This window comes from Psychrobacter sp. A3, from assembly GCF_028823565.1.
Classification (GTDB): Bacteria; Pseudomonadota; Gammaproteobacteria; order Pseudomonadales; family Moraxellaceae; genus Psychrobacter; species Psychrobacter celer.
Map to the genome: position 1 here is coordinate 1 of NZ_JAPEHS010000073.1, position 13,388 is coordinate 13,388.

Here is a 13,388-nt window from a genome sequence, read left to right on the forward strand (position 1 = left end):
TGTCCTAGGCCTCTAGACGATGGGGACTAGTAACAATACCTCAGCTGCTTTCACCATTTATGCTGAAGTGGTGCGTATTTTAATGGCGTCTGCGTTTTCTGTCAAGCCTTTTTCTTCGTCTTTTTAAAATTAAATATCTTTTTTTGATAGCACGGCGCGGATGCAGGTCTTTGCGCTTTAAATGATGCCGAATCCATAGAGAAGTGCAAGCGCTGATGGTCAGGGCTAGTAGCATATAACCGAGGATGGTGCCCCATAACTTGAGCTGTGGATCCATAGTAGAGTCCCTCCTATCAAGCCTTGCAGTGATGACTCACATACTGCAAGGACGTGTGGGCGACTTTGACCATCTGTAGGGTGATAAGAACACTAAGCAGTAGGCTGGTATGGCACGTCAGCGTACTGTTTTTATTCTCATATCCTTCTCGACTAAAGCACCAAGAGGGTAAAGTCAGCTAGTCTTACCAATAGCATTATTATGAGGGCATAACAATATAGGATATGTGATTAAAGGCTTATTTGTCAGTTTGCGTAGCGGTGTCAGTTTCGGTAGGCTCAGTAGCCATGGCATTTGCGAGCATGGGGTAGCTGTTTAAGATATGACAAAAAAGCTCGGCAGTTTTTTGCGTATCGTATAGCGCTGAGTGCGCGTCTTTACCATCAAACTCTAACCCTGCCGCTTTACAGGCTCGTGCCAGTACCGTCTGACCAAAAGCAAGGGCCGACAGTGTCACGGTGTCAAATACCGAAAAGTTATGAAAAGGATTGTGGTTTTTGCTATTGGTACGAAGTACTGCGGCATTTAAAAACGCCAAATCAAAATGGGCATTGTGACCGATGAGCACGCACTGACGACAGTCCTCTGCGCGTCTGACTTCTTTTAAACCTTTAAAGATACGCCGCAAGGCAGTCTTTTCGTCTTCGGCGATGGCTTTGCGCATGGGATTTTTGGGATCTATGCCGGTAAATGCCAGCGCACTTGGCTCTAGGTTTGCTCCTTCAAAGGGTTCGATATGGGCGTTGAGCGCATCTCCTGGATAAAACATGCCCTGCTCATTGAGTAAGATAGGGATGCAGGCAATCTCTAGTAGCGCATCTGTTTGCGCGTTAAACCCTGCTGTCTCCACATCGACGACGACAGGCAAAAATTTACGAAACCGGTCTTTTAGGCTCAGTGGTGCTTGCTCATCTGACGAACCTGCAGTGCTATCTGTGCTAGTCGCCGGTGTGTGCTCAGGGTTGCAGGGTAAGGCGGTATCGTTTTGAATGGTCATATCACGTTAAATCACTTTTGTCAATCGTGCTGTTATATTGAATAAATAATTATTAAATTGAATAAACAATCACTAAAAAACCATCCTACGATCTCAGCTACGCTTTAGGTAATCAAGGTAGCGTCGATATCGTCGGATAGCAAATAAAAGCGCGGGTTTTAGCATCCGCTGCCACTTATTCTTGAGTTGGCTTATTTTTTAATCAACTTAGTTTTTAATCAACTTAGTTTTTAATCAACTTAGTCTTTAGTCGAATTAGTCTTTAATCGACCAAGGGAGTGTTTCGCCCGCCAGCAGCGGTGTCAATGAAGTGCCGTCAAAATACGGATAAGCGTTTGGCACTTGCATTGGAGTGTTTACAAGGGTGATGGTGCTTTGGTTGACAGGCAGGCCATAGAACTGTGCGCCAAAACGACTGGCGAAGCCTTCTAGTTTGTCTATTTTGCCGACACTGTCAAAGGCGGTGGCATATAACGGCAACGCGATAGAGGCGCTATAGCAGCCGGCACAGCCGCACGTGGCTTCTTTTTTGTCGGTTGCGTGCGGGGCGGAGTCAGTGCCCAAAAAGAACTTTGGGTTGCCACTTGTTGCCACGTCTAACAGGACTTTTTGATGGCTTTCACGCTTTAAGATAGGTAAGCAGTAAAAGTGCGGCTTGATACCACCGACCAGCAAATGATTGCGGTTAAACATTAGATGCTGCGGGGTAATGGTCGCAGCAATATGGTTGCCTTGTGCCAAGACAAAATCAGCAGCGTCACTGGTGGTAATGTGCTCGACGACGATTTTTAGAGTGGGAAATTTGACGATGATTTGTGCCAATACCTCGTCTAAAAAACGCTTTTCGCGGTCAAAAATATCCACATGGTCTTGCGTCACCTCACCATGTAACAATAACGGCAAGTCGTATTTTTCTAACGCTTCAAACACATCGACGCATGCACTGATGTCAGTGACACCATCAGCCGAGTTGGTCGTGGCCCCTGCCGGATAAAGTTTGACCGCTTGGACGATACCGGATTTTGCGGCCATCTCGATGTCTTGTGGCGTGGTGTTGTCTGTGAGGTATAACGTCATGCGGGGGTCAAACGCTGCAATGCGCTCAGCGCTTATGTCGCTGTTTTGCAAGTGCGTCATGATACGCTCACGATACGCGCGGGCATCATCGACAGTTTTGACAGGGGGGACAAGGTTTGGCATACAAATGACACGGTTAAAGCTATCTGCAGCATGTGGCACGGTCGTGCCCAGTGCCTTGCCGTCGCGCAAATGAATGTGCCAATCGTCTGGCTGAAGAATGGTCAACTCTCTAATCGAATCAGTCATAAGGTCGTCGCGCTCTATATCGTCATATACAGGAAATAAAAGGGAGTGATACTGCCCGACTATCATAACAGATTTGCCTACTTGACTAAATATGTGACCAGATATAGTCAATAGAAGAGACAGGCGGGCAATGACCTAGCTGGCATGCCAAATAACCGCCGCCAAAATATATTTATTTGAGATTTAACGCAAAAGCGCGCCGCACGGGGCAGTGGTACTTTTGCCCATAGTAAATATGATGTACACTGAGCAGGTGGTTTATTTTTTGTCTACGATTAGCGCTTTTATCCCCACTCAATTCTCATCATCAAAACTTTATAATAGGAGTTATTCATGGCTCAACTTGATCCAAAAAATATTAATAAAATCGTATTGGCTTATTCAGGTGGTCTTGATACCTCCATCATCGCTAAATGGCTGCAAGAAACCTATGATGCTGAGGTGATTACTTTTACCGCTGATATCGGTCAAGGCGAAGAAGTTGAGCCGGCCCGTGCCAAAGCCCAAGCCATGGGCATCAAAAATATCTATATCGAAGATTTGCGCGAAGAGTTTGCGCGTGACTATGTCTTCCCGATGTTTCGTGCCAATGCCATCTATGAAGGCGAGTACTTACTCGGTACGTCTATTGCCCGTCCGCTCATCGCCAAGCGTTTGGTTGAGATTGCCAAAGAGCACAACGCCGATGCCATCAGTCACGGTGCGACAGGTAAAGGGAACGATCAGGTACGTTTTGAGCTTGGTGCGGTCGCGTTGTCACCTGATGTTGTGACCATTGCGCCGTGGCGTGAGTGGGACTTGTCAAGTCGTGAGAGCTTGATGCAATACGCCAAAGAGCATAATATTGCCATTGACTATGCTGGCAATAAGAAAAAATCGCCTTACTCAATGGATGCCAACCTACTGCATATCTCTTATGAAGGCGGTATTTTAGAAGACCCATACGCTGAGGCAGAAGAAGATATGTGGCGCTGGTCGGTCAGCCCAGAAGACGCCCCAGACGAGGCGCAGTATCTAGAGCTAGAGTATGAAAAAGGCGATATCGTTGCGATTGATGGTGAGCGCCTCAAGCCATATGAGGTAATGATTAAGCTAAATGAGCTAGGCGGCAAGCACGGTATCGGTCGTTTGGATATCGTCGAAAACCGCTATGTCGGTATGAAGTCGCGCGGCTGCTACGAGACGCCAGCAGGTACCATCATGCTAAAAGCGCATCGCGGTATCGAGTCGCTGACCCTAGATCGTGAAGCAGCGCATCTAAAAGATGAGCTGATGCCGCGCTATGCAAAAATCATCTACAACGGCTACTGGTTTAGCCCTGAGCGCATGATGCTACAGGCATTGATTGACAAATCACAAGAGCATGTCAATGGTACGGTACGTGTGAAGCTGTATAAAGGCGCGGTGAGCGTGGTTGGTCGTAAGTCAGATGACTCACTGTTTGATGAAAAAATTGCCACGTTTGAAGATGATGCGGGCGCATATGATCAAAAAGACGCAGAAGGTTTTATCCGTCTAAACGGCTTGCGTTTGGCCATCGAAGCCAGCCGCGGTCGTGATTTATCAAAATAAGCGCTTACGCTGCTTTTGATAACTTGATCATCAAAAAGCACGTCATTATATAAAATATAAAACAGAGGCCGCCATCGATAGCGGCCTCTGTTTTTTTTATGACAGTATTATGAAGATGTTATAAGGATGTTATGGAGGTAGTCATAAAAAATATTGTCTATTTGGTTTGTTGATCATTTGCGGGTGCAGTCTCGTCATCGTTTACTCGAACAATGGCGACATCTTGCTGCTGACGCTCTTTTAGGCGGTCTTGCTCTATGACTTCCTCGGTTGCCAGCACCATACCGTCTGACTTTTGGTTTTGATATTTGAGCATCGCAAGAGCACCAAGGACACCGATCACAGTGACGATCAAAAGGATAACGGGGTTTTTCCAAAGTGGCGTGGCCGCGTCATATTCAATTGGTTTTTCGCTGATGGTGGCTGGGGTGTTGTCGTTATTACCGCCGATTAACCCTAAACTGACCAAAGGCGGCTTTGGTGGATTGGCAGGCTCGGAAGTTATGCGTAGGCGATTGCGGCTCAAATAGATATCAGATATCTTTGCCAGCTGTAATAACCAGCGCTGATGTGGTAGCGCGATGGCAGGCATTTGGGCAAAGACCAGCATGTCATTGTGATGACCTTGCTGGACATTGTCAGGTGAGCGGCCGATGGCCTTAAGGTAGTTGCCAGTGGCCAGCTGCATATCTTGTATAGGACTTTGATTGTCAGGTCTAAACCCAGTCAGCTCATACCAATAAGGGTCAAAAATCGGGGGCACGCTAGATAGCGGCGCGCTACTCAATAGACGGTGCTCGGCAGCGTTTACAGGTGATGCTTCTGTCGCAGCAGACGGCGTGTCTATACTGTCATGTTGGCTCGGTTCTTGTGCGGCGACTGTTTTAGACGTATGAGCCTGCGCAAAACGCTCCGCTGCCAAAAACTGCGGCTGCAGCGCAAACCACTTATCGATCTCATCATTATCTAGCTGACTATAATCTGCTAAGATAGCCAGCTCACGTAGTGCAATCACGCACAAAGACGTGAGCAAAATTTGTACTTGTGGCGAGGTGGCTTTTATCTGAGAAGCAATGCGCTCACTGGCTTTGATGACTCTGGCACTATCGCTAAATATCGCATCGGCAGCGTCGTGGCGATGGTACAACGTCGCCCCTAACGTCGCAAAGTTCATCGAGTTGTATTGGCGTAGCTCTTTGACTGCGCCGCGCCCAAATAGCTTTTTGCTGACCGCCTGTCCTTGATAGCGCTGCTGATAGGCGAGGAGCGCACTGACAATAGCTTGTAGGCTGGCATCCATCGCTAAACGCGCCTGCGGTAGTGAAAGCTGGGCGGCATCTGCCAAAAGTGACACCATCGGCTGGGTATCATGATATAAAAAATCATACATCGACACACGTGTCGGTGAAATAGTCGTCATAATCTGCTAGCATCAAAAAGTGTGCCCCTATATTACGGTGCCAAATGTCTCGGCACAATCCCTTGACAATAGAAAAATTCAATCCATTGACTTACAACGCGGTTGGCAAAGATGTCAATTAGATGACTGACCGCTGGATATATCCTATGAAAAATAATGAAAACCTTGATATGCATTTGGTGATTAATATTGCTCAGCAAGCCTTAACACTCTACCAATATGATAAAAAAATAGCGCAATACGCCGTATCTACCGCCAAAAACGGTATCGGCAGCCAGCAAGATAGTGGTTGTACGCCGCTTGGCGAGCATGTCATTGCTCAAAAAATAGGTGGCAATGCGCCGATCAATGCTGTGTTTGTCGGACGGGTGCCAACTGGGGAGATCTATGATGATGCGCTCGGAAAGCAATATCCTGAGCGCGACTGGATACTAAGCCGCATTCTATGGTTAAGTGGTCTCGAGGAAGGGTACAATAAAGGCTGTAACGCCCAAGGTGGCTGTGATACCTATCAGCGCTATATCTATATTCATGGCACCCCTGACACCGAGCCGATGGGCGTTGCGCGCTCGCATGGCTGCGTGCGTATGCGCAATGACGACATCGTAGCGTTATTTGCGCAAGTCAAGGAAGGTACGCCTGTGTCTATCGTGGCAGCGTAGATGGGCAGATAATGGCTTTGATCAATCAAGCGTGTCAGATACATTGCAACATCAAGCAGAATAACTTTATAGAGTGATTGATAAAATTAACTTTATAGAGACTAGATATTATTTAGTATATTGATATAATATTTGCTTTACTAAAAGTGAGCGTGTCGTGCCAGATATCGCTCACTTATGATGTCTTTTATGATAAGGATAATGATCATGTCTCAAGAAAGTCTAGTCACGTTACAACAAGCTTTTGATGAGCGCCGTTCGGTATATGCATTGGGCAATGAATTACCAGTCGCGCCGCAAGCGATTATCAACATGGCAGAGCGAGTGCTTTTGCATACGCCTTCAGCCTTTAACTCGCAGTCTTCGCGTCTGGTGGTGTTGTTTGGTGACGAGCACCAAAAGCTGTGGGACATCGCTGAAGAAAAACTGCGGGCAGCGGTCGGCGACGGTGACTTTTCAGGCAGTCAGCAAAAGCTGGACGGCTTTCGAGCGGCGGCGGGTACTGTCTTGTTTTATGAAGACCGAAACGTGATCAAATCATTACAAGAGCAGTTTGCTTTATATGCTGAGCGTTTCCCTATTTGGGCAGAGCACGCCTCAGCCATGCACCAGTATGCCATGTGGACAGAGCTGAGTACGCTGGATATCGGTGCCAACCTACAGCATTATAACCCACTGGTAGATGAAGATGCCGCGGCAGCGTTTGCTATTCCGGACAGTTGGGAGCTGATAGCGCAGATGCCATTTGGTAATATCAAAGCCCCTGCTGGCGAAAAAACCTATCAGCCGGTCAATGAGCGTATGAAAGTACTGGGCCTATAAGAGAGCCAGTACTTTCATACGCCCTAGGCCTACCTGATGATAACGCGGCCTTGTGTTACCAATATCAATGGTAAAAAGACAGCTCATCGACCATGAGCTGTTTTTTTGTATGTAGCATAATGGTTTAGATTGATATCAGCGATTTTTTGACTTTGGCCAAACGTTTTTGAAGAGGTTTATGTTGGGTCTTTAGGGTAGCAGCAAACCAGCCTGCACCAAATAGCGCACGCGTCTCTGTCGCTGATTTTTGCTGATAGTGCTGGCCATAACGCATGGCGTCGTCATAGTGGCTCATTGCCTGTTTTGCTTTGAGCAAGTGCTTACGCTGACGCTTGAGCTTCTTTGTTACTTTCTTTTTTTTGTGGCCTGTCTTGAGCAAAGGCGCGGCAAATTCATGGAAATAATATAAGCTCGTCACCTGCTGGTTTAACGCTAGTAGGGCTTGCTGACCCTCTTGCATGTCTTGGGCGCCTTTCATCTCTTGGGCGCTGCCGTTTTTCTTGGCATCGTCGGTGTCGCTCTCTTCTGACTCAGCGCCATCTAAGCATGGGTATCTTTTATGTTGTAGCCGCTCCTCGGCTTGCACAAATGCTTTTTGTTGCTTGAGGAGCACGGCTGTTAGCGCCTCTTTTGCGCTTTTGTCCGCGTGCGTCTCAAGTGCTGGATCACTCATTGCAAAAGCAATCAGCTCCAGTAAGGTTAATTGAAAGTCATTGGCACAGACAGCGTCTATGGGCCGAATCTTTATAGCGTCAATATCAGCCGTCCATTCTATAGCAGGCGCACCATATTGCTGTAAATGTGGCTCTACAGTAGAGGCCAGATGAGTAAGGTGCTGATAGTCACTGAGTAGCGCTTGAGTTTGCTGCAGTATGGGTGACCAATCAGGGTTGATTTCATCAGAGAAGCTGGCAAACGCTTGCAGAGCAGCGTGCAGGCGAGTGATACCGATCGCTAGCTGCAAGACATGTGCGTCATCATAGCGCCCAGAGACGATGGCGCTGCTATTAGGCAGTATATGTAATAGGCAATGATGCACCGCTGCCCGTACAAACGCAGGCATACTGGTATGGTTGTCGATATGAGGAAGCTGAGTGGTAGCAGTGACAGCGGGATTATGCGCTTGTCTTGTAATCAATAGACCACCGCGCTCGGCTTTGGTGATGGTAGATAAGCACAGCTTATAACGCTTACACCAGACTTTGGCTGTCGTAAATAAAAAATCAATATCGCCTGACACCAGCTCAAACTCAATTTCTTGAATACGATCACGCAGCGCATCATCATTACCGTGGACAATCTCTCCATAGTCATAGGCCATCTCCAGCTGATTGTCTGCGCCTTCATCATTGTCTTCTATCAACAGGCGGGTGGTGCGCTCGACATCAGTGACATACAGCTGAGTGAGTTTTTTGGTGAGTTTTTTGAGCTTAAAGGCGGCAAGAGCAGGGGCGATGGCGGTGTCTTTATATATATTCAAATCAGGCATAAGCGCATTGTTAGCGAGCATGGCTTGTACGTGCTCAGGGTCTAAGGTGGCGTTGTGCTCTAGGCGAGCTGCCAGACCATCGCCGCCAGCTTTGATGGTTTGCACCCATGTATCGCCTTCTTTACGAATGCGTAGGCCAATCCCTGCTTGCGCCAACTGCTGATCAGGGGTGTCATAGTAGTGGGCAGCCATTTGTGTGGTTTGAGAGGATTTGACTTTTGCTTGACGCATCAAGCCTTTCAGCCGCGACTCTGGGACCAAAAACTTGAGTTCGATCTCTTGCATAATGACTCCTAATAATGACGACGAATGATTATTAGTCTACCATCCTATGCGTGAGGATAGGACAATAAAAAAGCCGCCCTACAGTATGTAGGACGGCTTTTTGTATCAGCTATACTTAAAAGTAGTCGATGATTAGAACTGGTTCATGGTGTTCTTTTCGCCGCCAGCTTTTAGCGCGTTGTCACCTGAGAAGATCTCTTTGTGATCATCGCCTAAGTCAGAGCCCGCCATGGCTTGGTGCTTAACACAAGAGATACCTTCGCGGATTTCTTTGCGCTGTACGCCAGCTGCATAAGCAAGCATGCCTTCTTCACCGAAGTAACCTTTGGCTAGCTCATGCACACTTAGAGCAGTCGTGTGATAAGTAGGTAGCGTGATTAAGTGATGGAAGACACCAGCTTCACGTGAGGCGTCACGCTGGAAGTTCTTGGCAGCTTCGTCAGCAGCTTGATCAAGCTCAGTACCGTCGTAATCGCTACTCATCAAGTTATCTTTGTCATAGCTTGATACGTCTTTGCCTTCTTCTTCCCACTGAGCGATTATTTGCTTACGGAAGTTTAGCGTCCAGTTGAATGATGGGCTGTTGTTGTATACGAGCTTGGCTTTTGGCTGCTGCTCTTTGATGCGATCTACCATTGATTTGATGTGGGCAACATCTGGCGTTGGTGTTTCGATCCATAGTAGGTCAGCACCGTTTTCAAGCGCAGTCACACAGTCAAGCACAACGCGGTCGATGTTAGTGTCTTCACGGAACTGGTATAGGCCGTTAGCCAGACGTACTGGACGTACTAGTTTGCCGTTATGCTTAAGTAGGCTATCGTTCTCATTTGCGTCTTCAATGCTTATTTCTTCCATTTCTAGGAAGTCGATGTATTTAGAAGCAAGGTCGCCTGGCTCCTGTGATACTGGGATTTTTTGCGTCAACGATGCGCCTTCAGAGTCAGTACGAGCAACGATAACACCGTCTTCGACACCAAGCTCTAAGAATGCGTAACGAATGGCATTGATTTTGGCGATGTAGTCTTCGTGCGGTACAGTGACTTTACCTGCTTGGTGACCACATTGCTTGGCATCAGATACTTGGTTTTCGATCTGAATGGCACAAGCACCGGCTTCGATCATTTGCTTGGTTAGCAAGTAAGTCGCTTCTTCGTTACCGAAACCGGCATCGATATCGGCGATGATTGGCACAACGTGTGATTCGAAGTTTTCAATTTTCTCTAAGATAGCTGAGGTATCTTGACCTGCTTCTTCAGCTGCGTTTAGCTCACGGAAGTAGTCGTTTAGTACTTTAGCATCGGCTTGACGCAAGAACGTGTAGATCTCTTCGATTAGCTTTGGCACAGAGGTTTTTTCGTGCATAGATTGGTCAGGTAGTGGACCAAACTCAGAGCGTAGGGCGGCTACCATCCAGCCTGATAGATAGATGTAGGTTTTAGATGTGGTGCCAAAGTATTTTTTCTTTGCATACATGGTTTGCTGTGCAACAAAACCGTGCCAAGCGCCTAAGGACTGAGTATACTGAGACGTATCGTTGTCATAGTCTTCCATGTCTTGACGCATGATTTTTGCAGTATATTTGGCGATATCCAAACCGGTTTTAAAACGGTTTTGCATCATCATACGTGCCGCATCAGTCTCGCTGATATTCTGCCAGTTACCGTGCTTTTGCTTTAATTCACGTACTAAGTCGATCGCTGATTTATATGCAGTTGACATCTATAGTCTCCTTGGTGGGGTGTAAAAAAAACGAAAAATTCCGTGTTAAAATAACGCTAATGGTGTCTGACCAGATAAGCGCATCTCGTGATGCTTTATTTGAGTGTTATCGGCGGCTTATCAGAGCAGAGACCATCATCAGTCATCCGTTCGAGCATCTGTTCAAGCCTTAGTTACCCTAAACAAACTTTCTCGCAAATACAAGTAAACTGCTAAACTTGGTCGTCGACAGATGATGGGTAAAATATCGATAACAATGGGGTGTATCCATATATCGCTCAGGGGCTTACGCTAAATTATTAGACAGCAGTGTCATCATTGGCGATAAGAGATGTTACAATATTCAATGCCGTACTCGCTGGGTTTGATTGCAATCCATGACCGATATCCTCTGGACAACTGGCCTGCGATTGGGGTTTTTATAACGTTGTCGCAGCGATAACTTTCATAAATGTATCTTTTGTCAACACGGTTTGGCGGCTTGTACGACCGGCTCATCAGACTCTGATAGACCGGCATCAATAGCGCACAAACAGGATGGTTGTGGTCCGTGTTGCAAATCATCTACGGGATTCACTATAACTGCCTTACCAAGATTTATCTAATTTATGATACTTATCTTTAGTATTTTTATCGGTTATAATGTATAGATAACAGAGACTTATGACTGGTAAATCTCGTTATCATCAGTGGGCGCTAACGCAAAATATAAAATAAATAGCGATATTATGCAGTTACAGGCTGATGGTCAGAATAATTGCACAAAAAATGCCGAGCTTATAAAAGGCGTTTATTCAAAAGCCAAGAGAAATATATATGAATTTGCAGCGGGTAGATTTAAATTTATTGGTACATCTAGATGTGTTGTTACGAGAAAAAAACGTCACGCGGGCAGCCGAGCAGCTTGGCATTACCCAACCTGCCATGAGCAATATTTTGCGGCGGTTGCGCAAGCTGTTTAATGACCCATTATTGGTGCGCTCGTCTGAGGGTATGACGCCAACGGAGCGTGCATTGGAGCTGCAGCCACGTATTCGTGAGATATTGGCTGACTTGACGCAAGTGCTTGAGCCGCGTACAGAATTCCGTCCTTATAGCACCTCACGCGTGTTTCGTATCATGACCTCAGACTACGCCGAGGCGACTTTGGTTCCTAGACTGGTTAAGGCTCTGCGCTCTGAGGCGCCCAATGTTATTTTGGACTTTTTAACCCCATCAGATGTGTCTTATCGTGATATGGAGCAAGGGCGAGTCGATCTGGCGATTAACCGATTTAATGAGATACCGCAAAGTTTTCACCAAGTGCTAGTCTGGCGTGATACCTTCAGTTGTCTGCTGTCCTCTGAAAGCCCTTATGCCAACCGCTTTAATCTAAAAAACTACCTAAAAGCTCAGCACGTTTGGGTATCCAAAACAGGTATGGGGGTCGGGTTTGGGGTCAACCCTGAAAAGTCTGGCGGTCTTGGCTCTATCGATCAAGCATTGCAGCGCTTGGGTCAAAAACGGCAAATCAGCGTTTTTACTCGCCATTATCAGATGCCAGCCATGCTCGCAGCAAATAAAGACTTGATTGCCACTTTGCCGACACGCGTGGCTCGTATGCAGGCCAACAACGACAGTATCATCATGGAAGAGCCACCATTTTTTATTCCTGAATTTGAGCTGACAATGGCTTGGTCACCACTACTCCAGCATCATCCAGCCCATCGCTGGCTGCGCCAGTTGATCATGCATGTGGCGCGGCAGGTCGTGGCTGAAGAAGAAAACCCGCCACAAGAGATTCCTGTTATTAACCATTTGTTTTAATAGTATTTTTTTGGGATTTAGAAAACACATAGCAGGCAGCTTAATTGTGTCGTCCTTATGAGTTTATATGCCATGAACCAGCCACTCGGCTGGTTTTTTTGTTTAGTGTATCTACAAAGTATCTTTCTTTGTTTAGCAATTCTTGATAATACAGTCACACTATTAACACGTTCAACACACTTCACAATATATTGTAAAACTCCTCGCCAAATACCTTGTTATTATAACCACAGATAGAAAACGACCTACCGATAAAACGAATCGTACTATCGATGAAGCATTAAACAATCAAGAGTACCAAACAATTAAATTAAAAGTGACAATAATACTAAATACATAAAACCAAATAACAAGGACATCCACATGTCAGATATCACTACTGTAAACCCAGCCACGGGCGAAGACATTAAAAATTATGACTATATGACCAACGACGAAGTTAACAAAATTGTTGATGCGTCACATAATGCATTTTTAGAATGGCGTACGGTGAGCCATGAAGAGCGTGGCCGTATCATTCAATCTATCGGTGACAAGCTGATGGAATATAAAGAAGAGCTGTCTCGCCTCATGACCGAAGAGCGCGGTAAGCTCTATGGTCAAAGCCAGCAAGAAGTTGATCTCTGTAAAGCAATTTGTGATTACACTGCTGAAAATGGTGTTGCTGCGCTTGCAGATGATGAGCGAGATATCGAAAGCATGAAAAAAGGTATCGTGACTTATCAACCAATCGGCGTCATCTATGGTATGCAACCTTGGAACTTCCCAGCGTATCAAGTATTCCGTTATGCCATTGCTAACTTGATGGCAGGTAACAGCGTTCTACTTAAACATGCAGCAAACGTCACAGGTTCTGGCTTATTGATCGAAAAAATCTTCCACGAGTCTGAACTGCCAAATGATTTGTTCCGTACGATTTTGATTGATCATGACCAATCAGAAAAATTGATTGAAAATGACAAAGTACGTGGCGTAACGCTCACAGGTAGTGATGCTGCTGGTCGTATCGTTGG

At 46.3% G+C, this 13,388-nt stretch carries 10 protein-coding genes; 5 read left to right on the forward strand and 5 right to left on the reverse strand.

The window, feature by feature from the left end; translation table 11 throughout:
* Positions 1-515: 515 nt before the first annotated feature.
* The gene (gene rnt, locus NK638_RS09700; protein WP_274632858.1) at positions 516-1,274 is read right to left on the reverse strand and encodes a ribonuclease T; all 759 of its coding nucleotides are present in this window, start codon (positions 1,272-1,274) and stop codon (positions 516-518) included.
* 255 nt (positions 1,275-1,529) lie between these two features.
* Complete coding sequence (gene pyrC, locus NK638_RS09705) at positions 1,530-2,600, reverse strand: dihydroorotase (protein WP_198336562.1); 1,071 nt, start codon at positions 2,598-2,600, stop codon at positions 1,530-1,532.
* Between the two features lie 333 nt (positions 2,601-2,933).
* Between pyrC and NK638_RS09710 the strand changes: the two genes are divergently transcribed.
* Positions 2,934-4,172, forward strand: a complete 1,239-nt coding sequence (locus NK638_RS09710) for an argininosuccinate synthase (RefSeq protein ID WP_274632859.1) — start codon at positions 2,934-2,936, stop codon at positions 4,170-4,172.
* A gap of 157 nt (positions 4,173-4,329) precedes the next feature.
* Here the strand turns inward: NK638_RS09710 and NK638_RS09715 are convergent, their stop codons facing one another.
* The gene (locus NK638_RS09715; RefSeq protein ID WP_274632860.1) at positions 4,330-5,592 is read right to left on the reverse strand and encodes a hypothetical protein; all 1,263 of its coding nucleotides are present in this window, start codon (positions 5,590-5,592) and stop codon (positions 4,330-4,332) included.
* A 146-nt stretch (positions 5,593-5,738) separates the two neighbouring features.
* Between NK638_RS09715 and NK638_RS09720 the strand changes: the two genes are divergently transcribed.
* A complete protein-coding gene (locus tag NK638_RS09720) occupies positions 5,739-6,254 on the forward strand; it encodes a L,D-transpeptidase (RefSeq protein WP_274632861.1) in 516 nt (171 codons plus the stop codon).
* Between the two features lie 207 nt (positions 6,255-6,461).
* The gene (locus NK638_RS09725; RefSeq protein WP_274632862.1) at positions 6,462-7,076 is read left to right on the forward strand and encodes a nitroreductase family protein; all 615 of its coding nucleotides are present in this window, start codon (positions 6,462-6,464) and stop codon (positions 7,074-7,076) included.
* Positions 7,077-7,200: 124 nt separating this feature from the next.
* Here NK638_RS09725 and NK638_RS09730 read toward each other — a convergent pair whose 3' ends face one another.
* A complete protein-coding gene (locus tag NK638_RS09730) occupies positions 7,201-8,850 on the reverse strand; it encodes a CYTH and CHAD domain-containing protein (protein ID WP_274632863.1) in 1,650 nt (549 codons plus the stop codon).
* Between the two features lie 132 nt (positions 8,851-8,982).
* A complete protein-coding gene (locus NK638_RS09735; RefSeq protein ID WP_274632864.1) occupies positions 8,983-10,569 on the reverse strand; it encodes an isocitrate lyase in 1,587 nt (528 codons plus the stop codon).
* Positions 10,570-11,385: 816 nt separating this feature from the next.
* On the opposite strand from NK638_RS09735, the gene NK638_RS09740 reads away from it, so the two are divergent.
* The gene (locus tag NK638_RS09740) at positions 11,386-12,375 is read left to right on the forward strand and encodes a LysR family transcriptional regulator (RefSeq protein WP_071002118.1); all 990 of its coding nucleotides are present in this window, start codon (positions 11,386-11,388) and stop codon (positions 12,373-12,375) included.
* 363 nt (positions 12,376-12,738) lie between these two features.
* Positions 12,739-13,388 (forward strand): aldehyde dehydrogenase family protein (locus tag NK638_RS09745; RefSeq protein ID WP_274632865.1); only part of this gene is annotated, 650 nt, incomplete at its 3' end.

Excerpts from the sequence above, each read along its gene's own strand:
- NK638_RS09720 (WP_274632861.1), top strand. The coding sequence starts at position 5,739 with ATGAAAAATAATGAAAACCTTGATATGCATTTGGTGATTAATATTGCT.
- NK638_RS09730 (WP_274632863.1), bottom strand. The coding sequence starts at position 8,850 with ATGCAAGAGATCGAACTCAAGTTTTTGGTCCCAGAGTCGCGGCTGAAA.
- rnt (WP_274632858.1), bottom strand. The coding sequence starts at position 1,274 with ATGACCATTCAAAACGATACCGCCTTACCCTGCAACCCTGAGCACACA.
- NK638_RS09710 (WP_274632859.1), top strand. The coding sequence starts at position 2,934 with ATGGCTCAACTTGATCCAAAAAATATTAATAAAATCGTATTGGCTTAT.
- NK638_RS09740 (WP_071002118.1), top strand. The coding sequence starts at position 11,386 with ATGAATTTGCAGCGGGTAGATTTAAATTTATTGGTACATCTAGATGTG.
- NK638_RS09725 (WP_274632862.1), top strand. The coding sequence starts at position 6,462 with ATGTCTCAAGAAAGTCTAGTCACGTTACAACAAGCTTTTGATGAGCGC.
- NK638_RS09715 (WP_274632860.1), bottom strand. The coding sequence starts at position 5,592 with ATGACGACTATTTCACCGACACGTGTGTCGATGTATGATTTTTTATAT.
- NK638_RS09735 (WP_274632864.1), bottom strand. The coding sequence starts at position 10,569 with ATGTCAACTGCATATAAATCAGCGATCGACTTAGTACGTGAATTAAAG.
- pyrC (WP_198336562.1), bottom strand. The coding sequence starts at position 2,600 with ATGACTGATTCGATTAGAGAGTTGACCATTCTTCAGCCAGACGATTGG.